The sequence below is a fragment of the Arcobacter sp. ISO1 genome (assembly GCF_058105185.1).
Map to the genome: position 1 here is coordinate 985,228 of NZ_CM176573.1, position 25,928 is coordinate 1,011,155.

The 25,928-nt window shown below is 31.4% G+C and carries 9 protein-coding genes; 7 read left to right on the top strand and 2 right to left on the bottom strand.

Features of this window, described 5'->3' with window-relative positions; genetic code table 11:
- Nucleotides 1–259 precede the first annotated feature (259 nt).
- Together AC2TY9_RS04980 and AC2TY9_RS04985 are read right to left on the bottom strand one after the other, a co-directional pair.
- Nucleotides 260–475, bottom strand: coding sequence for a hypothetical protein (locus AC2TY9_RS04980; RefSeq protein WP_489779828.1), 216 nt, complete (start codon nt 473–475; stop codon nt 260–262).
- A 118-nt stretch (nt 476–593) separates the two neighbouring features.
- A complete protein-coding gene (locus AC2TY9_RS04985; protein WP_489779829.1) occupies nt 594–1,313 on the bottom strand; it encodes a response regulator transcription factor in 720 nt (239 codons plus the stop codon).
- 113 nt (nt 1,314–1,426) lie between these two features.
- Here AC2TY9_RS04985 and AC2TY9_RS04990 point away from each other — a divergent pair, with 113 nt between their 5' ends.
- From AC2TY9_RS04990 to AC2TY9_RS05020, 7 genes are all read left to right on the top strand, one after another.
- Nucleotides 1,427–3,229, top strand: coding sequence for a TolC family protein (locus tag AC2TY9_RS04990; RefSeq protein WP_489779830.1), 1,803 nt, complete (start codon nt 1,427–1,429; stop codon nt 3,227–3,229).
- Nucleotides 3,230–3,244: 15 nt separating this feature from the next.
- Nucleotides 3,245–5,407, top strand: a complete 2,163-nt coding sequence (locus AC2TY9_RS04995; protein WP_489779831.1) for a type I secretion system permease/ATPase — start codon at nt 3,245–3,247, stop codon at nt 5,405–5,407.
- A complete protein-coding gene (locus AC2TY9_RS05000; protein ID WP_489779832.1) occupies nt 5,397–6,881 on the top strand; it encodes an HlyD family type I secretion periplasmic adaptor subunit in 1,485 nt (494 codons plus the stop codon). The genes AC2TY9_RS04995 and AC2TY9_RS05000 overlap by 11 nt, the downstream gene beginning before the upstream one ends.
- A gap of 26 nt (nt 6,882–6,907) precedes the next feature.
- Entirely contained in the window at nt 6,908–8,254 is a 1,347-nt protein-coding gene (locus AC2TY9_RS05005; protein WP_489779833.1) for an ankyrin repeat domain-containing protein, read from the top strand.
- Between the two features lie 9 nt (nt 8,255–8,263).
- Nucleotides 8,264–9,028, top strand: a complete 765-nt coding sequence (locus AC2TY9_RS05010) for a WG repeat-containing protein (protein WP_489779834.1) — start codon at nt 8,264–8,266, stop codon at nt 9,026–9,028.
- A 43-nt stretch (nt 9,029–9,071) separates the two neighbouring features.
- On the top strand, nt 9,072–9,869 hold the full coding sequence (locus AC2TY9_RS05015; RefSeq protein ID WP_489779835.1) for a sensor histidine kinase: 798 nt from the start codon (nt 9,072–9,074) through the stop codon (nt 9,867–9,869).
- A 103-nt stretch (nt 9,870–9,972) separates the two neighbouring features.
- Entirely contained in the window at nt 9,973–25,842 is a 15,870-nt protein-coding gene (locus AC2TY9_RS05020) for a DUF5801 repeats-in-toxin domain-containing protein (RefSeq protein ID WP_489779836.1), read from the top strand.
- Nucleotides 25,843–25,928: the final 86 nt, after the last annotated feature.

Sequence of the window (25,928 nt, forward strand, 5' to 3'; positions counted from 1 at the left end):
TCCTTTGTTTTGATAATTTAAGTTAATAGTATAGTAAGTTTTAGTTTCAAGATTATTACTAAACTGTATAAATATTATAATAGAAAAATGTACTATTTCAAGTTATATGAAAGAAATAAGAAGTATATTAAAATAGTATTATAAGTAAATATTATACAAAATTAAGTATATATTAATGATATACGGGTTATTATTACATTGATTAATTTCATGCATATCTATTAGAGCATTATAAGGTTTCCTTATGATGCTCTTTTTTTTACTCACTTATATATTTAGTATAAAAATAAATATGTGGAGATTTCTCTTTTACTTCTTCAATTTTATATTCAATTTTTTTATAAACAAGATTACAACTACCAACATTTTCTTTTGTAGGATTTACTAAAACTAATCCAGAACATAATGAATAAATATCATTTAAAGTTTGTATTTCACTATTTATTAATGAATAAGTAAGATATTCTTTTTTCATTTTATAGTGCAAGTAGTTTGATCCACCAACAAAAAGAATTATGATAATTGAAACTGTAATAAGTGTATAGCTAGTAAACTTTTTTATGATTAAACCTTTTATATATAAAAAGTGTATTTTAACTTAAATGTATTCTAAATCCAACCCCTGAAATATTTTCAACACTGTTTTTACCAATTTTTTTTCTAAGTTTATTAAGCAAATTTTTTAATGCAGAGTCACTTGCTTCAAAACTATCTTCCCAAATATGATCTTTAATCTCTTGGTGGGCTATAACTCTATTGTTATTTTGAATCAAGTATTCAAGAAGTAAAATCTCTTTATGTGTTAAATCGATGATTTCTTTATCTTTTGAATAAAGTTTCTTTTGTAAAACATTATAAGAGATAGCTTCTTCAAAACTTATAATAAATAAACCTTTTTCAATTATCTCTTCACAAGCTTTATATAAACAATTTTTTAGATCATCAAAATTTATGGGTTTAACTAGGTAATCAACAAGCTTTAATCTTGTTGCTTTTAATAAATAATCTTTTTGGGTATATGCAGATAATAAAATAACTGGAGTATTGTTTTTACTTTCTCTTAACATTTCAACAAAATCAAGGCCATTTTGTCCTGGTAAACTAATATCAGAAATAATTAAATCAATTCTTTTATTTTTAAGTATGTTTTTTGCTTCATCAATGTTTTCACATGAAAAAACATCTGAAACCATCAGTTTTAAGGTTTTTTCGATGTTTTCTTTTATGTTTTTTTCATCTTCAATATATAAGATATTTAAGTAATTTAGAACAAATTTAAAATTTTTTTTATTATTTTTATCAAATGTATACATTTTTAATCTTTTTATGCTAGAATAAGTGAAATATAAGATAATAAAATAATTTATAAGAAACTTTAAAATAGTAAATTATAAATTAATTTTAAGAATTATTTAAGGGGTAATATATGAAACGGGGTATGGCATTTATTGGTATAGGTATAGGATTAGCAGTTTTATCTGTTTCTTCTTCTGCAAATAGTTTACGAGATACAGTTGAGTTAACATTAAATAATAATCCAGATGTTATAGCTGAAAGGAAGAATCAAGAAGCATATAGAATGTATGTTGATGATAGGGAAGGTTTATATCTACCAACATTAGATTTTCAATCATATTTAGAAACTGCTAAAATTGATAAAGACTTTGATGATGCAACTCCTGATGTTAACACTAGTGAAGATGGTTACAATGCAGCGATTATTTTCAGACAGTATTTATATGATGGTGGAGAAACCCCTTCTCAAGTTAGTGAAATGAAACATCAAAATTTTGCAAATAAATTTAGAAGTTTATATTCGATTGAAAATACTATTTTAGATACTGTTAGAGTATATAATGATTTAGTTAAATTCGATGAAAGACTTGTTCTATCTCAAAGTATGCTTCAAGTTCATGAAGACAATTTAGTTACGGCAAAAGAAAAAGAAGAGATTAGTGGTGAAGTTTTAGAAACATACCAAGTTTCTTCAAAACTACATTTTGTTACAGATAGTTACATAGAAGAACAAGATTTAAAAGATACAGGTATTGCAAATTATGTTAAATTTGTTGGTTCTGAACCAAAAAATAATGTTTGTAGACCAACTATAGATGAATCAAAAATACCAGGAACATTAAAAGAAGCAATCGAAATAGCTATTTTAAGAAACTATAGAATTCAAGAAGAGATTGAAAATATAAAACAACAAAGAGAAAAAATCGCTCAATATGATTCAAAATTTCTTCCAAATTTAAACTTAGAATTAAAAGCATCTATTGATGATGATTTAGAGTTAAATGAAAATGGTACACAAAAAGATGCCTATGCTAGATTAAACCTAAATTGGAATTTATATAATGGTAATAGAGATTCAATTAGGTCAGAGCAAGAAATGATATTCTTACAAGAAAGAAAAAAGACATTAGAAAATATTACTAATGAAGTAGTTGCAGATGTAAAATCTACATACAATAAATATTTTAAGTATAAAAAAAGAGTTGAAGCATTAACAAAATATGTGGATGCAAATGTAAATATTGTGGAAGCATATAGAAATGAATTTGAAGCAGGTACTAGAACTTTTGTTGATATTTTAGATGCAGAGAGCGAACTTTATAATTCTTCAAAAAGTTTAATAAATATGGAGTATGCATCATTAAATAATTACTATGACTTAATGTTTAATCTATCTATGTTAACAGACACAATTTTGTCTAATCCTAATCAAGATTGTGCAAATATTCAACCAAGAGTTATTGATTACAGCCCTAAAAAACAAGATAAAGAAACAGAATTAGAGTTAAATGGTTTAATTAGTACTTCTGATAGTAAACTAATTAGAAAAGAGTTAGGATTAGATACTACAGCTGTTGCAAGTTCAATGGATAATGAAATTACTAAAAAAGCATCATCAGATGCAATGAAAATGGCAACTTCAGAATATAAATCTTTTCTAGAAGCTCCAAAAAATTTCTTTACAATAAATATTGCTACAAAAAATGGAATTGTTGAAGCAAGTAATTTTATAAAAGAAAACAACCTAGGAGATAATGCTTATGCCTTTGAATTTGGACCTAGTATGAAAAGTGCAAAAGTTTTATATGGAGTTTACAGTTCTGTAAAAGAAGCAAAAGAGGCACTTAAATCATTAAGTCCAAATATTTTATCTGGTAAACCTTATGTTGATAATATAAGTAAACACCAGGCTTTATACGTAAAATATAATTAAAATATTGGATTAAATTTGCAAGATAAAAATGGCTTAGAACAAAACCTTAATAATTTAAAAGATAGAAGAAGAGTAGACACTTTACTTGAGTGTTTACTTTTTCTTGCTAAATATCATAAAAGGGAAACCTCTGCTGAATCTTTAAAGTTTAATTTACCAGTTCATAATAGATCATTAAACATTGATATGTTTGTAGAGTCTGCTACTAGAATTGGACTTGCCAGTAAAATTGTAAAAAGAAAGATTATTAAACTTACAAAGTTAGCTTTACCATCTGTTCTTTTATTAGATAATGACAGATCTTGTATATTATTGGATTATGATGAAAAAGAAGGACTTGCAAAAGTTATAATGCCAGGATTAAGTTCTGGAGAAACAACTATTGCTTTAGATAAATTAAATTCTGAATATACAGGTGAATTAATAATTATAAAGCCAGAATTTAATTTTAATAATAGAGTTGAAAAAGAGGTTCTTGTTGAAAACCCAAAAGAGTGGTTTTGGGGAACTTTATTTAAAAACAAAGGGATTTATAAGCAAGTGATTATGGTTTCACTTTTTATAAATCTCTTTATTCTTGCAACACCTCTTTTTACAATGAATGTATATGATAGAGTACTTCCTAATAATGCAATTGAAACGATGTGGGCTTTATTTATAGGGATATCTCTAGTTATGTTTTTTGATTTTATTCTTAAAGTTTTAAGGTCTTACTTTTTAGGAGTAGCAAGTAAAAGAACAGATACTTTAGTTGCTAATAGAATTTTCAACCATGTATTAAATATAAAAATGGATTCAAAACCAGCTTCTACAGGTCAATTTGTAAGTAGATTACAATCTTTTGAAACAGTAAGAGAGTTTTTTACAAGTGCAACTATTGCTACATTTGTAGACTTTCCTTTTGTAATAATATTTATTGGTGTAATATTTTATATAGGTGGCCCTTTAGCTTATATTACTGTTGCAACTGTGATTATTTCATTGATTACCTCATGGTATATGCAAAGACCTCTAAAACAATTAATTGAAAAGTCAGTTAAAGAGGAGCAAATCAAGCAAACAACCTTGATTGAATCTGTAACTGGTTTAGAGATAATTAAAAGTGTAAGAGCTCAAAATAGAATGAGAACAAACTGGGATCAATCAGTTACTAAAACAGTTCATTATGCCGATAAAGGTCATTTTTTATCTCAAAGTATTACTTTTTTTACAGCTTTTATTTCGCAGTTCTCAAATATTGCAATAGTAGCAGGTGGTGTATATTTAGCAGCTGAAGGTGAAATTACAATGGGTGCTATTATTGCAGCCATGATATTAAATGGAAGAGTTATTTCCCCTGTTTCTCAATTAGTTGGTTTGTTAATAAGATTTGATAAAACAATGCTATCTTTGAAAAATTTGGATGAAGTTATGAAAATGCCTCTTGAAAAAGAGGATAAAACATATATAAGTAGACCAAATTTAAAGGGTGAAATTGTATTAAAAAATTTAAATTTTTCATATAGAGAACAAAATCATCAAACAATAAAAAATCTAAACCTGAAAATAAATGAAGGTGAAAAAATTGCAATTTTAGGGAAAATAGGTTCTGGAAAATCTACTCTATTAAAAATTATAATGAATCTTTACGAACCAACTAATGGTTCTGTTTTAATTGATGGAGTTGATACTAGACAAATAGATCCAATTGATTTAAGACATGCTGTTGGATGTGTACCCCAAGAGCCATTTTTATTTATGGGAACAATTAAAGATAATATAACTATTGGTGAACAATATGTATCTGATGAAGAGCTTATAAATGTATCAAAAATTGCAGGACTTAATGAGTTTTTAGGGAAACATGAAGCTGGTTTTGATTTAATGGTTGGAGAAAGAGGTGAAGGCTTAAGTGGAGGGGAGAGACAATCTGTGACCCTTGCAAGAGCATTAGTCTCAAATCCAAGTATATTAATGCTTGATGAACCAACAAATGCAATGGATAGACAGACAGAAAAAGCTTTTATATCTAAAATTGAAAAAATTATTGAAGATAAAACATTAGTAATCGTTACCCATAAAACTTCACTTCTTCAACTTGTTGATAGGGTTATAATCTTAGATGATGGAGAAATTGCTTTTGATGGTTCTAAAGAGGAGTTATTTAAAACAAATTTAGGTGGTAATAATGGAAAATAAAGAAACATTATTACAAGAAGATAATTTAAAAACTTTTAATAAAGATTACAATGAATCTTATAGTGAAGCTTCTCAAAACTTGAAATCAAAGAAAAAAATTGGGTGGTTTGGTAGATTATATGGTTTAAAAGATGAAGAGGATGAGGATTTAGAATTTATATATTCTAATTATGCCCATGCAAATGAAAATCCAAGTAAGTTTTCTAATTTGGCATTTATTTTTATTTTTATTTTTATAACTGGAGCTATAACATGGGCTGCATTAGCAGAAGTTGATGAACTTGCTAGGGGTAATGGAAAGGTAATCCCTTCTGATAAAATACAAAGAGTTCAATCTTTAGATGGGGGTATTATCTCAGAAATATTAGTAAAAGAAGGGGAGATAATAAAACAAGGAACCCCTATCATGAAGATTGATACTACAAGGTTCCAAGCAACATTAGAGGAAAACAAACAAGAGTATTTGAGTTTATTAGCAGTTAAAGAAAGACTTGAAATTGAATCAAAAATAGATATTAGAAAAAAATTACCTAAAATAGATTTTCCAAAAGAGGTTTTAGAAGACTCTTCAAGATATGATAGATTGGAAAAAAATCTATTAGAAAATAGATATAAAGAATTGAAATCTTCAATTAGAGTTTTAGAAACTCAACTAGGTCAAAAGAAACAAGAATTAAAAGAGATTAGAAATACAATCAAGAATTTGAAAAAAAGCTTTTTACTTATCAAAGAGCAAAAAGCAACTATTCAAAAATTAGTTCAAAGGGGTGTAAGGTCTAAATATGATTTATTAAATACTGAAAAAGAGTATACTGATGTAAGTGCAGAATTAGAAGCATCTTTATTATCAGTAAGAAGATCGCAACTAGCTATATCTGAAGCAAATAATAGAATATCAGAAAAATTAAACTCTTTTAGGGCACAAGCATCAGATGAATTACAAAAAACTGCAAGTTTGATAAATAAATTTGGAGCGAAATTAGTTGGTGAAGAGGATAAGGTTGCTAAAACTACGATTTTATCACCTGTTGATGGGATTATAAAACAACTTAATTTTAACACAATTGGGGGTGTTGTAAAGTCAGGTATGGACTTAGTTGAGATAGTTCCTCAAAGTGATATTCTTCTTGTGGAGGCTAAGATTGATCCAAGAGATATTGCTTTTATCAATCCTAGTCAAAAGGCAATTGTAAAGATTACAGCATATGATTTCTCAATTTATGGTGGGTTGGTTGGTAAAATTGTAGAAATTTCGGCTGATTCAATTGTCGAAGAAAATTCAAAAGAAGATAGAAGTTATTATCGAGTTATTGTAAAAACAGATAAAAATCACCTTGAGAGAAATGGGAAAAAACTTCCAATTATTCCAGGTATGATTGCAAGTGTTGATATTGTAACTGGTAAGAAAACGATACTAGATTTTATTTTAAAACCTATTTTAAAAGTAAAACAAGATTCGTTACATGAAAGATAAAAATAAATAAATAAAGGGAGAATAAAATGAAAAAATATTTGATTGGTTTTAGTGTTGCTACACTAATTGTTTTAAGTGGTTGTTCTAGTAAAGAAGTTTCTACAACTTCTGTTCCAGCTAATTCTAGTACTACAGTTAATGGAGATAGTGTTACAAGTTTAAAGCATAAGGATATTTTAACAGAATCATCTATTCATGATGCTGTTAGAATAAATGATATGAAGTTAGTTGATTTTTTTATTAATGAGAAAATTGATTTAAATGAGAAAGACAAATTTGGTTACACACCTTTACATTTAGCTTCAAGATTCAATCATCTTGATATTGCTGAAAAACTTATTGAAAATGGTGCAATTGTTAATAGTGTTGATAAATATGGTGATACTCCATTAATAGATTCAACAAGAAATGGATATACAAAAATGTCTAAATTGTTAATTTGTAATGGCGCAAAAAGAGATGTATTAGATAAATATGAGATGTCTCCACTTCACTATGCTTCAAAAACAAATGATGTTTTAATTGCAAAATTATTAAGAGCTGAAAATGTTGAAGCAGAATGTAATGGACCAGAAGAAGTTGCAGTTCCAGCTGAACAATTTTATAACTTAATTACAATAGATGATTATGAAGTAATCAATGATAATACACCAAAAATTTGTGGTGATGTTTTAGATGCTGATGTAAGACAAGTTCAATTATCATTTGATGGTGGTGAGACAATAACTGAAGGTGTTATTGATGGAGATAGATGGTGTGCGCAAGTTGAGAAAAAAATTGCAAACGGTGATTATACTGCAATGGCAATGGCAATTAACTCAGCAAACCAAAGAGGTAAAGCCCAAGATGATTTAACTATTCATGTATTAAATGATTTATATAATGCTTTAAAAGCAGAGTTTGCACCAGATTTTGAACAATGGAATGCAGAAATTGATGAAGACACTTTAACTTTTAGATTTAAAAACCCAGCAATGATGTTTACAAGAGGAAGTAGTAAAATATCTACTAACTATAAAGAGATTTTAAATAGTTTCTTCCCAAGATATGTAAATATTTTAAAAGATTATAGTGATGAAATTACTTCTGTACATGTTGAAGGACACACTTCATCTAGATATAGAACTGCAAAAACTCCTGAAGAAAAATTTGAGAAAAATAGAGTTCTTTCTCAAAAAAGAGCAGATAAAGTCTTAGACTATATCACAGGGAATAATGATGATGCAGTTTTAGAAAATAAAGGGTTTGTTGAAAAAGCTTTTGTAGCTGAGGGTAAATCTTCATCACAATCTGTTATGAATGAAGACGGAACTGAAAACTATGTATTATCTAGAAGAGTTGAGTTTAGAATTGAGACAGATCCAAATAAATAAGGATAAATTATGGCAAAAAAAATACTATTCTTAAGTTCATTACTATTGTTAATTTTTACTGGGTGTTCAAGCTCTAGCGAAAATAGTTTAGCAATAATCAATGAAAATGGTAAGTATGGAACTTTAGAAAATAATAGTGAAGTAGTAATAAAACCAATTTATGATGAGATGTCAAGTTTTGATGATGTAGAAAATAAAAACATTAAAACTAAACATCCAAATGTTCTAAACTTACATTGGTTACACAATTATTATGGTGATGAGTATACAGTAGTTGAATATAATGGAAAATATGGAATTATAAATAGAAAAAATGAAATGGTTGTAAAACCTATTTATGATGCTATTTCAAAATTATTTAATGGATTTTCAGTTATCAAAATTGACGATAAGTATGGATATATGAACAAAAAGTTTGAAGTTGTTCAAAAACCTATATTTAAAAAAGCAAGGGAATTCTTTGCAGATGCGACTTTTGTACAATCTAATGCAAATGGGAAATGGGGTTGTATAACAAAAGATATGAATCTTAAAATCAATGATGAATATGATGAAATTTACAATTATATTGATGGTTTTGCAAGAACTTTTAAAGATGGTAAATGGGGTTATATTGATGAATCTTGTAATGTTCTAGCTCAGCCAAAATATGATTATGCATTTGATTTTTCAAAAGGATTTGCTAAGGTAATTCTTAATGGAAAAACAGCATATATAAACTCTAAGGGAAAAGAGATTACAAAGTCTATTTTTTCTAGAGGTGAAAATTTTTAGTCTTTAAGGGGTTCTCCCTCCCCTAAAGATTGAGTAATCTATCATGAGACAAACAAAACTAGATGAATTTCTTGAATTAGAAGAACAAAATAAAGAACTTGAAAAACTTGTAAGTTTAGAGGTTGAAAAAAACCGTCAAAAAGATAAAATTATGTTCCAACAAAATAAGATGGCAGCTATGGGAGAGATGCTTAACAATATTGCTCATCAATGGAGACAACCATTAATGGAACTTTCTTCTTTATTTATTCCGATACAAGCAAAAATAGATTTTGATTTAGATATTGATAAAAAAGAGTTAAAAGAAACAATAAGTAACTTAAATGAAATAACTAAATATATGTCAAATACTATTGATGATTTTGAAAATTTTTTCGCTACAACAAAAGAAAAAGAGGAGTTTAAACTATCCTCACAAATAAATGCTTCTTTAAATATTTTAAGTACTAGTATAAAAAACAACAATATTATGTTAGATATCATTGTTAAAAAAAATCCAACAATTTATGGTTATAAAAATGAATATACTCAGGTTTTAATTAATATTATTAATAATGCAAAAGATATACTAATCCAAAGAAAAATAAAAAATCCGAAGGTCATAATAACTATCGATGAAACAGAAGATGCAGTTATTATTAGTATAGAAGATAATGCAGGAGGAGTAAGAGTAAAACCTATTGAGGATATATTTAAACCATTTTTCACCTATGAAAAAATTAATGGTACAGGTATAGGTCTATTTATGTCAAAATTGATAATTGAAAACAATATGAATGGTAGACTTTGGGTAGAAAATAAAAAAGATGGGGCACTTTTTAAAATAATTACTAATAAGTAATTTCTTCAATTATTCAAAAAAATAAAACAATTCATTTTAAGAGACTTTATAGAGACTTTTTTTTTATAGAATATAGTATAAAAAAATACTTAAAGGAAAAGTCATGATTAAGTTAATAATAAAAAATCCAAACGGTCTAGTTGAAACAAAAGTAATTTCAGAGGATACGACCTTCTCTCCTAGTGCTGGGCAACAGTTTTACTTTGATAACTCAGATGGAAGTAGACAATATACTTTAGATCTAAAAGATGGTGAAAGTTCTATTGAACTTATCTTCGCTGCTAATGGTGAAAGAATTGTTATAGTTTTAGAAAATATGGCAGATTTCATCAAGGCCTCTGATGGCATTGCCAATGAAAAAGAGAAAACTGTTCTTGGTATTATGAATGACGAGGATGGACTAAAAGAACTTAATGAAACTGCCTTAAATTATGACTTTGAAGGTGACAATGTTATTAGCCAATTAAAAGAATTATTAGCTGATACGAATAATCCTGATCCTACTTTCCTTGATGGTATTGTTATTGATGGCTTCGGTTCTTTAGCAGAACAATTAGATGCAGCAGCAGCTGGAGGTGAAGTTGGTGATACTGGAGGTTTAACAAATGATCCTATTGATCCATCTGGACAAGTAAATAGTGTTGTTGGAAGAGGTAGAGGTACAACTTTTGATCCAGCAAACCCAAGTGGGGAAGTTGATGCTGCAGAGGGTGATCTTTCTCCAGTATTGATTATTGGAGATGCTGGAACTGTTTATGAAGCTGGACTTTTAAGTTCATCTGATGATAGTGATATTTACAATGGGCGTTTTTCAATCGATTCTCCAGATGGGATATCTTTGGTAACTGTTGCTGGTGTAGACTTTACATTAACTGAGTTACTTGCAACAAATACTACTCCTTCAAATGCAATTAATGTAGGAGAAGGAGAAATTGTAATTACAGGCTTTACTCAAATATCTACAAATTTGTATGAAGTTGAATATGAGTACACTTTATTAGATAATGTAGATCATACTGGAGAGCTAGATGATGGTGATGCAACAAACAATAGTTCAAATATTTTGCCTACTTCATCAATTACTATTTCAGTAAGAGATAATGATGGTGATATTGCTGATGCAGAGTTAAATCTTAATATTGTTGATGACACTCCAAGCGCAGATATTCAGTATAATGAAGAAAATATCCCAACATTAACAACTTTAGATGAAGAAACAATTGGATCTAATGAAAGTACTGCAAAAGCTTCTTTCTCAACTCTTTTTGATATTAGCAATGTAAGTATTGGCGCTGATAATGATGCTTCTGCAAGCAGTACAATTACTTATACTTTAGCAGTTAAAACTGCAACTACTGGTTTAACACATGCTGGTGAATCAATTACAGTATCAGTAGATTCTAATGGAGATATTATAGGTACAACAACTTCTGGTATAGAAGTATTCAAAGTAAGTGTTGATGAAACTTCAGGTGAAGTTAGTTTAACTCAATATGAAGAGATAGATCATAATGCTCCAGATAATATTGTAGGTGGTACTGATGAGATTATTGGATTAGCTGATGGAAATGTAGTTTTATATGCAACGGCAGTAGTTACTGATAGTGATGAAGATACTGCTACAGGAGCGGCTAATGTTGATATTAGTAATGCTCTTCAATTTGAAGATGATGTACCAACTATAAAAAATAATCAAAGTGATTTGTTAGTTAAGCTTGATGAATCTGATTTTGATACTGGTATTGTAGGACAAACAAGTGCAACAATTTCAGCAAGTGCAATATCCGGTTTATTTACTTATTCTATAGGTGCTGATGATACAGGTAGTGTAACAGAAGAATATAGCCTAGCAGCGAATGATGGAGTTAGTACAGGATTGTATTTAACTGGAGATACTACTGAAATCTTATTAAAAGAGAATAATGATGGATCTTTCTCTGGGTATGTTGATGGAGACACAACTACAAATCCTGTATTTACAATTTCAATTAATAGTTCTACAGGTGAAGTTACAGTTACTCAATACCAAGCTATGGAACACTCTGATGATGCAGATGTAAATGCAGATGTAAATAATGATGGTATTTTAGATCATGAAGAGACCCCTTTAAATTTAGATGATTTAATTAAAGTAAAATTAACAATAACAGATGCAGATAAAGATACTGTTTCTGCAACAAGTGAACAATCTTTAGATATTAGATTCTTAGATGATGGACCAAGTGCAGATTTAAATGGTGCAGCAGTAGATGCCGCAAAAGTTACAAATATATCATTAACAGTAGATGAGAGTGCAGGAGCACAAGCGAATCCAGCAGATAATGTAAGCGCGAACTCTTCAGAAGCGGACTTCTCAAGCTTATTTAAAGTAGTAGGAGTAGGTGGAGTAACAGCATCAGAAGTATATGGAACAGATGGAGCAGGAAGTACAAGTTACTCACTAAGCTTAACAAATGCGACAGGAACAACAGTATCAGGGGTAGCATCAGGATTATATGCATTAGGTGTGAATGGCGCAAAAGGTGCAGAGATTTTATTAAGTGAAGTAAATGGAGAGATAGTAGGTAAAGTAGGAACAACAACATACTTTACAATTAGTAATACAGGATCAACAGTAACATTTACACAATCTAAGAATGTATGGCATTCAGATACAACAAATGATAATGATACAGAGAGCCTAGTACTAGGACAACTAAATAATGAAGAAGTATCAATAAACTTAACACAAACAGTAACAGATGCAGATGGAGATACAGATACCGCAACAGTAGCATTAGCATCAAGTGATACAAGTGTAGATGTAGGTGTATTTAATATAAAAGATGATGGACCAAGTGCAGATTTAAATGGTGCAGCAGTAGATGCCGCAAAAGTTACAAATATATCATTAACAGTAGATGAGAGTGCAGGAGCACAAGCGAATCCAGCAGATAATGTAAGCGCGAACTCTTCAGAAGCGGACTTCTCAAGCTTATTTAAAGTAGTAGGAGTAGGTGGAGTAACAGCATCAGAAGTATATGGAACAGATGGAGCAGGAAGTACAAGTTACTCACTAAGCTTAACAAATGCGACAGGAACAACAGTATCAGGGGTAGCATCAGGATTATATGCATTAGGTGTGAATGGCGCAAAAGGTGCAGAGATTTTATTAAGTGAAGTAAATGGAGAGATAGTAGGTAAAGTAGGAACAACAACATACTTTACAATTAGTAATACAGGATCAACAGTAACATTTACACAATCTAAGAATGTATGGCATTCAGATACAACAAATGATAATGATACAGAGAGCCTAGTACTAGGACAACTAAATAATGAAGAAGTATCAATAAACTTAACACAAACAGTAACAGATGCAGATGGAGATACAGATACCGCAACAGTAGCATTAGCATCAAGTGATACAAGTGTAGATGTAGGTGTATTTAATATAAAAGATGATGGACCAAGTGCAGATTTAAATGGTGCAGCAGTAGATGCCGCAAAAGTTACAAATATATCATTAACAGTAGATGAGAGTGCAGGAGCACAAGCGAATCCAGCAGATAATGTAAGCGCGAACTCTTCAGAAGCGGACTTCTCAAGCTTATTTAAAGTAGTAGGAGTAGGTGGAGTAACAGCATCAGAAGTATATGGAACAGATGGAGCAGGAAGTACAAGTTACTCACTAAGCTTAACAAATGCGACAGGAACAACAGTATCAGGGGTAGCATCAGGATTATATGCATTAGGTGTGAATGGCGCAAAAGGTGCAGAGATTTTATTAAGTGAAGTAAATGGAGAGATAGTAGGTAAAGTAGGAACAACAACATACTTTACAATTAGTAATACAGGATCAACAGTAACATTTACACAATCTAAGAATGTATGGCATTCAGATACAACAAATGATAATGATACAGAGAGCCTAGTACTAGGACAACTAAATAATGAAGAAGTATCAATAAACTTAACACAAACAGTAACAGATGCAGATGGAGATACAGATACCGCAACAGTAGCATTAGCATCAAGTGATACAAGTGTAGATGTAGGTGTATTTAATATAAAAGATGATGGACCAAGTGCAGATTTAAATGATGCAGCAGTAGATGCCGCAAAAGTTACAAATATATCATTAACAGTAGATGAGAGTGCAGGAGCACAAGCGAATCCAGCAGATAATGTAAGCGCGAACTCATCAGAAGCAGACTTCTCAAGCTTATTTAAAGTAGTAGGAGTAGGCGGAGTAACAGCATCAGAAGTATATGGAACAGATGGAGCAGGAAGTACAAGTTACTCACTAAGCTTAACAAATGCGACAGGAACAACAGTATCAGGGGTAGCATCAGGATTATATGCATTAGGTGTGAATGGCGCAAAAGGTGCAGAGATTTTATTAAGTGAAGTAAATGGAGAGATAGTTGGTAAAGTAGGGACAACAACATACTTTACAATTAGTAATACAGGATCAACAGTAACATTTACACAATCTAAGAATGTATGGCATTCAGATACAACAAGTGATAATGATACAGAGAGCCTAGTACTAGGACAACTAAATAATGAAGAAGTATCAATAAACTTAACACAAACAGTAACAGATGCAGATGGAGATACAGATACAGCAACAGTAGCATTAGCATCAAGTGATACAAGTGTAGATGTAGGTGTATTTAATATAAAAGATGATGGACCAAGTGCAGATTTAAATGATGCAGCAGTAGATGCCGCAAAAGTTACAAATATATCATTAACAGTAGATGAGAGTGCAGGAGCACAAGCGAATCCAGCAGATAATGTAAGCGCGAACTCATCAGAAGCAGACTTCTCAAGCTTATTTAAAGTAGTAGGAGTAGGCGGAGTAACAGCATCAGAAGTATATGGAACAGATGGAGCAGGAAGTACAAGTTACTCACTAAGCTTAACAAATGCGACAGGAACAACAGTATCAGGGGTAGCATCAGGATTATATGCATTAGGTGTGAATGGCGCAAAAGGTGCAGAGATTTTATTAAGTGAAGTAAATGGAGAGATAGTTGGTAAAGTAGGGACAACAACATACTTTACAATTAGTAATACAGGATCAACAGTAACATTTACACAATCTAAGAATGTATGGCATTCAGATACAACAAGTGATAATGATACAGAGAGCCTAGTACTAGGACAACTAAATAATGAAGAAGTATCAATAAACTTAACACAAACAGTAACAGATGCAGATGGAGATACAGATACAGCAACAGTAGCATTAGCATCAAGTGATACAAGTGTAGATGTAGGTGTATTTAATATAAAAGATGATGGACCAAGTGCAGATTTAAATGATGCAGCAGTAGATGCCGCAAAAGTTACAAATATATCATTAACAGTAGATGAGAGTGCAGGAGCACAAGCGAATCCAGCAGATAATGTAAGCGCGAACTCATCAGAAGCAGACTTCTCAAGCTTATTTAAAGTAGTAGGAGTAGGCGGAGTAACAGCATCAGAAGTATATGGAACAGATGGAGCAGGAAGTACAAGTTACTCACTAAGCTTAACAAATGCGACAGGAACAACAGTATCAGGGGTAGCATCAGGATTATATGCATTAGGTGTGAATGGTGCAAAAGGTGCAGAGATTTTATTAAGTGAAGAGAATGGATTGATAGTTGGTAAAGTAGGAACAACAACATACTTTACAATTAGTAATACAGGATCAACAGTAACATTTACACAAACAAAGAATGTATGGCATTCAGATACAACAAGTGATAATGATACAGAGAGCCTAGTACTAGGACAACTAAATAATGAAGAAGTATCAATAAACTTAACACAAACAGTAACAGATGCAGATGGAGATACAGATACCGCAACAGTAGCATTAGCATCAAGTGATACAAGTGTAGATGTAGGTGTATTTAATATAAAAGATGATGGACCAGAAGCAGAGTTAAATAAATTAGTGAAATTAGATGATGATACTATGCCAAACGGAAATGCTGGAGGAGTTGAAGATGATACAAACTCTTCAAATGCAACTGGAACATTAAATTTTGATTTTGGAACAGATGGCGCAGGGAGTGTAGAACTTACAGGTATTGATATCAATTCATATGGATTAACAGCAACTCCTAATGCTGACGGATCTTTATTATCAATTTATCAAGATCAAGGTGGAGCAAATCCTGTTTTAGTTGCTACTATAACTGTTGATTCTGTAACAGGTGATTATTCAGTTACACAAGAAGCACCAATATCTCATCCTACGTTAGATGGTTTAGTTGGAGATGATACAGAAAACAATGTAAACTTTGCCATAACATATGATGTAAAAGATGCAGATGGAGATACAGTTAGTGGAAGTTTAAATATTAATATTGATGATGACACACCAGAAGCGAAAGATACAGATACAACAATAGATTTAAATCCAGAAGCAGTAAACTTAGTATTTACATTAGATGTATCAGGAAGTATGGGGAATGATGTAGCAGGGACATCACAAACTAGATTAGAGATTGCAATAGAAGCGATGGAACAAGTAGTAGCAGATTATCAAGCACAAGGAAGAGATGTCTTGATACAAGTAAATACATTTAGTACAAGTGCTAATTCAGCAGAAAATGGGAAATGGATGACAGTAAGTGAATTGTCAGCCTTTTTAAATACATTAAGTGATAATGGTTGGACAAATTATGAAGATGCATTAGCAGTTACCCAAACAGCTTATGAAAGTTCAACAGTTCCAGCAGGGACAACTTATGCTTACTTTATATCAGATGGTTACCCAACTGTAGAGATGGATGATTCAACTTCAACAGTAGGTGATGTAACAGATGGTAATGACCAAGATGGTGTAGATGGAGCGACAGCAGATACAGGATATATTGATGAAGCAAGATTAGATGCATGGAATGCATTTGTATCAAATCCAGCAAATAATATAGAAGAAGTGTTCGCAGTAGGGATAGGAACAAATGTAGATGAAAGTTATTTAGAACAAGTTTCTAGTGATGTAACAATTGTAGATGATCCAGCAGATTTAGTTTCAACATTACAAGGGACAGTTGTTTATGAGACTGGTTCTTTAGACTTTGCTTTTGGAGCAGATGGAGCAGCAGATGGAACAGGGACAAAACTAGATGGAGATAAATTAGCATTTACATGGGAATCACCAACAGCAAAAGACTCAAATGGTAATGATATTACAAATGTTACTTGGGTAGTTTCAGCTAATGGAACATTGATTACAGGGACAAATAGTAATGGAGAAGTAGTTGTAAAAATAGAAGCAACAGATATTTATACAAATTCTCCAAAATATGTAGTGACACAGTTAGATAAAGATAGTGGAATAGAAAGTTTAAAAGTTCCATATACAGTTACAGATGGAGATGGAGATAGTGTAACAGCTAACTTAGAAATAGAAGTAATTATTCCAGTAGATGATATACCAACAATTACAGTAGAAGATGCACTTGTAGATGAAGATGCATTACCATCAATCAATACAACTGATACAGATGGATATAATAATGTATATACAGAAACAAAAGCATTGACATATGACTTTGGAGATGATGGAGCAGGAAGTATACAATTTACAGGGAATCAAACTACAACATTAACAGCAGAAGGTCTTGATATAACATTAGAATATTCTAATAATAATCAAACAATAATAGGAGTAGATGAAAATGGGACACCAATATTTACTATTTCTTTAGACCCAACAAATAGTGAGTATACATTTACGTTACATGAAAATGTAGATCATCCACAAATGAATGTAGAAGATTTATTATCAGATTTATCTCTAGAAGTAGAGATAATAGATGGGAATGGAACTAGAGCAACAGATACAATTACTATTGAGATCGCAGATGATATCGCATCTGCTAATGATACTAATGTTTCAATAGATACAACATTAGAACCAATCAATTTAGTATTTACATTAGATGTATCAGGGAGTATGGGGAATGGTTCAGGAAGTAAATTAGAAAAAGCAATTAATGCAATTAAAGATTTAGTAAGTGAGTATGAGAACCAAGGAAGAGATGTAAATATACAGATTAATACATTTAGTTCAGAAGTAAATTCTACTTCAGGATGGTTCGATTCTGCAGATTTAAATAGTAAATTAAACTTAACTGCAACAGGATTAACAAACTATGAAGATGCATTATATGAAACACAGCAGCATTATACAACACCAGTAGAGGGTGATACATATGTTTATTTCTTATCAGATGGAGTTCCAACAACAGAGTTAGATGATAGAACAGTAGATCCAGATGATACAACAGGAAGTTATAACTTAGATGATGTAGATGATAATCCAAATACCTACTTTAATAATGAAGACACATATTTAGACCAAGCAAGAGTAGATGCATGGGATGCATTTGTTTCTGATCCTGCGAATAATATTCAAGGTGTGTATGCAGTTGGTATTGAGATGAGTGATGACTCATACTTAAAACAAATCTCTTCAGATACAACAATAGTAGATTCAGATGATTTATCTACACAATTATTATCAACAATGATTAATAAATCAGGAGACTTAGATTTTAACTTTGGTGCAGATGGTGCAGCAGATGGAACTGGAATTAAACTAGATAGTGATAAATTAGCATTTACGTGGGATACACCAACAGCAAAAGATGTAGATGGGAATGATGTAAGTGTAGATTGGACAGTATCGTTAGATGGGCAGACAATTATAGGAAAAATCAATGGTGATGTAGTAATTAAAGTAGAAGCAAAAGATATTACAACTGATCCAAAATATGAAATAACGCAATTAGACAAAGATAGTGGGATTGATGATTTAGTAATGCCATTTACTGTAACAGATGGAGATGGTGATAGTGCAAGCGCTAACTTAAATATAGGAATTGATGATAAACCAACAATTGATCCAAATCCAGATTTAAATGATCCTTCATCAATTGTATATGAAAAAGGTTTAGATGATTCAAGTGATGATAGTGAAAAAGATACAGGAGTATTTAAAATCACTTCTCCTGATGGAATTACTCAAGTAGAAATTGGTGGAACAACATTTACAAAAGCAGAATTATTAGATACAAATAATACGAATTCTTCACCAATTGATACTGTAAAAGGAACACTAATTATTACAGGATTTGATGAGAATACAGGATTAGTTAGCTATGAATATACATTAAAAGATAACCTAGATCATCCAACAAATAATAATGAGATAAAAGATGAAATTTCATTAAAAATTGTAGATCCAGATGGCGATGAAGCAACAGGAACATTAACAGTAACAATTGTAGATGATGTACCAGTAGCAAATGCAGACGTAAGATCTATGAATGAGAAAACAGATACATTGAGTGGTAATGTTTATGGAAATGGACAAACAGGAGATGTAGCAGATGATATTGGAGCAGATAGTGATGATGCCCCAGTATATGTAACAGGAGTTGCAAAAGGTAATGATACATCAAATCCAGTATCAGGAAATGTAGGAAGTTCATTTGATGGTGAGTATGGTGAAATTACTCTTAACCAAGATGGTTCATATACATATGATTTAGATAATGCAGACTCAAGAGTATTAGCATTAGATGATGGACAAACATTAACAGAAGAGTTTACATATACTATTACAGATAGTGATGGGGATACAAGTACAACTACATTAACAATTACAATTGATGGTAAAACAGATAACGAGCCACCAGTTGTAACAGATGCAAGTGTAAGAGTTTCTGATGAAGGTTTAGCTGGTGGATTAAAAGATACAACAGGTGAGAATGTAGGTGATGATACAACAAATAAAGTTGTAAAAACAGGAAGTGTTGCATCCGATCCAGATGGTGATGCCTTAACAGTTAAATTAACAGCACCAACATCGACATTAACTTCAGAAGGTAAAACTGTAGAGTGGAGTGGAGAGGATACAGATACATTAATTGGTAAAATTAATAATGGAACATCTGCAAATCCAGATTGGCAAGAGGTTGTTAAAATCGAAGTTGATAGCAATGGAGATTATACAGTTACTCAATCAAATCAAGTAGATCATCCAACAAATTCAGTGGAAGATGTAATAGGGTTTAATGTAGGAGTATATGTAGAAGATGCAAAAGGTGCAACTGATACAGGAACACTAAATGTTGTTGTTGAAGATGATATGCCAGAAGCTAATGATACAGAAACAACAATAGATTTAAATCCAGAAGCAGTAAACTTAGTATTTACATTAGATGTATCGGGAAGTATGGGGAATGATGTATCAGGGACATCACAAACAAGATTAGAGATTGCAATAGAAGCTATGGAACAAGTAGTAGCAGATTATCAAGCACAAGGAAGAGATGTCTTGATACAAGTAAATACTTTTAGTACAAGTGCTAATTCAGCAGAAAATGGGAAATGGATGACAGTAAGTGAATTGTCAACCTTTTTAAATACATTAAATGATAATGGTTGGACAAATTATGAAGATGCATTAGCAGTTACTCAAACAGCTTATGAAAGTTCAACAGTTCCAACAGGGACAACTTATGCTTACTTTATATCAGATGGTTACCCAACTGTAGAGATGGATGATTCAACTTCAACAGTAGGTGATGTAACAGATGGTAATGACCAAGATGGTGTAGATGGAGCGACAGCAGATACAGGATATATAGATGCAGCAAGATTAGATGCATGGAATGCATTTGTATCAAATCCAGCAAATAATATAGAAGAAGTATTCGCAGTAGGGATAGGAACAAATGTAAGTGAGACTTATTTAGAACAAGTTTCTGATGATGTAACAATTGTAGATGATCCAGCAGATTTAGTTTCAACATTACAAGGGACAGTTGTTTATGAGACTGGTTCTTTAGACTTTGCCTTTGGAGCAGATGAAGCAGCTGATGGAATAAATGGTACTTATACCACAACTGATACAGGAACAGCAAACTTATTATTTACATTAGATGTATCAGGTTCAATGACTTTTGATACTAAAGATAGTAATGGAAATACAACTTCGAGATTTGAAGTTGCAAAAGCATCAATGATTTCGACAATAGAAGCATATGCTGCAAATGGTGAAACAGAAGTAAACTTAACATTGTTTAATGGTGGAGCGAATAACTATGGTTGGATGAGTTCAACTGATGCAGTTTCATTTATCAATGGTTTAACAATGGATTCTACAACATGGAAAGTATTTTCAAATGGAACTGAACTTAGTGGTTTTGATGTTGCTGGAACAGATTATGGCAGTGGATTGACTAAAACAATGGATATTGATTTTGCAGGTCATGATGTTGATACAACGGTAGCTTATTTCATATCAGATGGTGAGCCAAATAACAATTCTGACCAAATAGACCAAGATAGTGACCAAACTATAAAAGATTGGAAAGCATATGTTGAAAGTAATATTGATAAATTAAATGTAATTGGAATTGGAACAGGAGCAGTTGAAGCTCCACTTAAAGTTGTACAAGTACAAGATGGTGATGAAGTATTAATGGTAACAGACACATCTACATTAGGAGATGTTCTTATTGATACAGTTGTTACAACTGTAACAGCAACAAAACTAGATGGGGATAAATTAGCATTTACATGGGAATCACCAATAGCAAAAGATTCAAATGATAATGATATTACAAATATTACTTGGGTAGTTTCAGCTAATGGAACATTGATTACAGGGACAAATAGTAATGGAGAAGTAGTTGTAAAAATAGAAGCAACAGATATTTATACAAATTCTCCAAAATATGTAGTGACACAGTTAGATAAAGATAGTGGAATAGAAAGTTTAAAAGTTCCATATACAGTTACAGATGGAGATGGAGATAGTGTAACAGCTAACTTAGAAATAGATGTAATTATTCCAGTAGATGATATACCAACGATTACAGTAGAAGATGCACTTGTAGATGAAGATGCATTACCATCAATCAATACAACTGATACAGATGGATATAATAATGTATATACAGAAACAAAAGCATTGACATATGACTTTGGAGATGATGGAGCAGGAAGTATACAATTTACAGGGAATCAAACTACAACATTAACAGCAGAAGGTCTTGATATAACATTAGAATATTCTAATAATAATCAAACAATAATAGGAGTAGATGAAAATGGGACACCAATATTTACTATTTCTTTAGACCCAACAAATAGTGAGTATACATTTACGTTACATGAAAATGTAGATCATCCACAAATGAATGTAGAAGATTTATTATCAGATTTATCTCTAGAAGTAGAGATAATAGATGGGAATGGAACTAGAGCAACAGATACAATTACTATTGAGATCGCAGATGATATCGCATCTGCTAATGATGTTTCCAAAACAGTTGAAGTAGATTCAAAACCTGTTAATTTAGTATTTACATTAGATGTATCATCAAGTATGGATAATGATGTAGCAGGAACATCTAAAACTAGATTAGAGATTGCAAAAGAGTCAATTGAAGATCTAATTTCAGAGTATGAATCACAAGGAAGAGATGTATTGATTCAAATTAATACATTTAGTACAACTGCATTTGGAAATGGAACTTGGATGAGCGCATCTGAAGTTACTACATATTTAACTAATTTAAGTGATGGTGGTTGGACAAACTATGAAGACGCACTACAAGAAACAGTAGGTAGCTATTCAGTTTCACCAAATGGTGGAGATACATATGTTTATTTCTTATCAGATGGTTACCCAACTGTAGAGATGAATGACTCTACAACTTATAATCCAAACGATTATACAAGTGGTAACCATGTAGATGGATTTGAAGATCATGATGGCACACCTTATGTAGATTCTCCTACATTAAATACTTGGAATACATTTGTAAATGATGCATCAAATAATATTGCAGGAGTTTATTCTGTAGGAATAGGAACAAATGTAAGTACAACTTACTTGTCATTAGTTTCGTCAAATGTACTTGAAGTTGATAATCCAGCAGATTTATCGGCTACTTTACAAGGAACTGTAGTAAATGCATCTGGAACATTTGATTTTAGTTTCGGTGCAGATGGAGCAGCTGATGGAACGGGAATTAAACTTGATGGGGACAAAGAAGCCTTTAATTGGGGAGATGAAAACTTATCTGATGGTTTTGATGAGATAATTATAAGTGGTTCAGTTGGAACAATTACTTGGAGTTATGCAAATGATGGAGTATCTGATGACCTTACAACTTTAATTGGTAAAAATAGTTTAGGTGAAACAATTATTAAACTTACAGCTACAGGATTAGATACAGCAACACCAGGGTATACAGTTTCACAGCTTGATAAAGATTCTGGAATTGAGACATTAACTATTCCTTATACTGTTACAGATGGAGATGGAGATAGTGCAACTGCTAATCTAAATATCACAATTAATACACCAATTGATACAAATGTAATAACTTGTGAAGATATAAGCTATACATTTACATTAGATGATTTCGATAGTGATGCAACAACAGTAAGAATAGATTCTTTACCAGTACTTGGAACTATATTATTAAATGGAGTAGCAATATCTACACCAATTGAGATTAGTTCAGCTGATATAGATGATGGAAAACTTACATATTTACCTGATTTACATCAATCTGGAAGAGATGAATATCATGATGCAGGAACTGGTGATCAACAAAATGATTACGCACAGTTTAACTTTAGTATATCTACAGATAATAATGCAACATGGACTTCAACTTCTTCAGTTATGACTATTGATGTTTCACCTGTTGCAGATGCTCCAACGTTAAATGTTTTAGGAAGTACGGAAAATACTACAACAATTGATTTAACTAATGTAAATGATACAAGTGGTGGATATACAGTTAAAGCATATTACCATTATGACAATGATGGAGATGGAGAATTAGATGAAGCACCAATTTCAATTGTAACAGGTACAGTTCATGATGGCTTTGGTGTTAAATCAACTGTTCCAAGTGGTGAAAATCCAGGTAATGATACAGAGATAAACTATTATCCAGGAGAAGGTTCTGAGGTTATTGCTATTGAGTTTGAAAATGCATTAACTAGTGTAGATGTTAGTTATGCATGGAAACATAGCTATGACAATGGTGACGGTGATGGAGAAGTTGCAATTGTAGAGTTCTATAAAGATGGCATAAAAATAGATTCTCAAGAACACTATGATGCAGCACAAACTGATGAAGTTGATGGTCCATATACTTTTGCATTGCCAAATGGAGGAAGTTTTGATGAAATTAGAATTTCTGCAAAACAAGAGGGTGATGACTTTTTAATTCATGATGTAAGATTTACTGAGTTAGTATCAAGTCAAACTGAGTTGACTATTGAAAGTGGTAATGATGCTTATTTTGCAATCTCTTCAGAACTAGTTGATTTAGATGGCTCAGAAAGCTTTAAAAGTATAATTGTTGATAATTTACCTGAAGGGTTTACAATTTCTGATGGAGCCCATACCTTTACTGCAACTGCAGCACTTGATTATGTAGATGTAAAATCTTGGGATATGGATGCTATTAAAGTTTCAGTACCTGATGGAATTACTCCTGACGAGTATATTTTAACAATTACTGCTAAATCAGAAGAGAGCTTAAATGGAGAAATTACTCCGGCAGATCCAGACAATTGCCCGCTTGAAGCACAAATAAGTAGTGAGTTTAAATTGATTGTTCCTGATAGTTTACCAGTGAGTTATGACGAAACTAATAGTTTAGTATTTGGTGATGCTACAACGAATCTATTATTTACTTTAGATGTTTCTGGTTCGATGAATGATGGGGTAAAAGATAGCAATGATAATTGGACTACAAGATTTGAAATTGCAAAAGCATCAGTTATTTCAACAATTCAAGCTTATGCAGCAAATGGCGAAACTGAAGTTAACTTAACATTATTTAACTCTTGTTCTGCAAACTTTGGATGGATGAGTACTTCTCAAGCTATTGAATTTTTAAATGATTTATCAATGAATCATCATGATGATTTAGTATATTCTGGTTCAAATCATACATTTGAAGACTTAGTTGATGATGATTTATCTGAACATGCTACAAATTACTATTTAGGTTTAGAAAAAACTATGGATGTTGATTTTAATGGACATGATGCTGCTTCTACTATTGCATATTTCTTATCTGATGGTAATCCAAATAACGATAGTTGGAAAATTGATGAAGATTCTGACCATACAATAGTTGAATGGTCTAATTATGTATCAAATAATATAGATAAATTAAATGTAATTGGAGTAGGTTCAGGAGCAACAGAGGCACCACTTAAAATAGTTCAGGTTCAAGATGGAGATGAAGTTCTTATGGTAACTGATGATTCAACACTAGGAAATGTACTAGCAGGGACAGTTACAGCTTCTGTTAATGGAAATGTCTTAGAAAATATTTCAGAAGGAAATGGTGAAATTTCTATTGATAGTATTGAAGTTAATGGAAATACATATACAAGTACTAACTTCCCTTCTTCAGGAATAGAGCTAGATGGAGATGGTACATTAACATTTGATTTTACATCAGGAGATTATACATACACTGCTAAATCTTCAGAATTTAGTACTGACACATCAAAACTGTTTAGTGTAACTGCTTCTGATGAAGATGGAGATAGTACAACAGTAGATGTAACAATTGAAGTTGATCTTACACCAACACAAACTGAAAATGTAATTGATTTAGTAGATGCGGATACTATTGATTTAAGTGGAGTTTTATCAGCAAATACTGATGCAGTTGATATGACTAATTCACATGCAAATAATTTAGAAATAAATGTAGATGATTTAGTTATTGATGATGACCAAGAGTTAAAAATCTTTGGTGATAGCGATGACAAAGTAACACTTGAAGGTGGAGATTCTAACTGGACTTCTCAAGGTAAAGAGGAGATAAATGGTGACATATTTAATGTTTACCAAGGGACAGATGGAACTTCAAATATCAAAATCTTAATAGATGAAGATGTATCTATTGACCCAGACCTTTAAAATATGAAGAGAAAAGGAATATTCCTTTTCTCTCAATCTTTAATATAAGTTTTATTTCAAAAACTATTTAACTATTTTTAGCTATA

Excerpts from the sequence above, each read along its gene's own strand:
- AC2TY9_RS04980 (WP_489779828.1), bottom strand. The coding sequence starts at position 475 with ATGAAAAAAGAATATCTTACTTATTCATTAATAAATAGTGAAATACAA.
- AC2TY9_RS04985 (WP_489779829.1), bottom strand. The coding sequence starts at position 1,313 with ATGTATACATTTGATAAAAATAATAAAAAAAATTTTAAATTTGTTCTA.
- AC2TY9_RS04990 (WP_489779830.1), top strand. The coding sequence starts at position 1,427 with ATGAAACGGGGTATGGCATTTATTGGTATAGGTATAGGATTAGCAGTT.
- AC2TY9_RS05000 (WP_489779832.1), top strand. The coding sequence starts at position 5,397 with ATGGAAAATAAAGAAACATTATTACAAGAAGATAATTTAAAAACTTTT.
- AC2TY9_RS05005 (WP_489779833.1), top strand. The coding sequence starts at position 6,908 with ATGAAAAAATATTTGATTGGTTTTAGTGTTGCTACACTAATTGTTTTA.
- AC2TY9_RS05010 (WP_489779834.1), top strand. The coding sequence starts at position 8,264 with ATGGCAAAAAAAATACTATTCTTAAGTTCATTACTATTGTTAATTTTT.
- AC2TY9_RS05015 (WP_489779835.1), top strand. The coding sequence starts at position 9,072 with ATGAGACAAACAAAACTAGATGAATTTCTTGAATTAGAAGAACAAAAT.
- AC2TY9_RS05020 (WP_489779836.1), top strand. The coding sequence starts at position 9,973 with ATGATTAAGTTAATAATAAAAAATCCAAACGGTCTAGTTGAAACAAAA.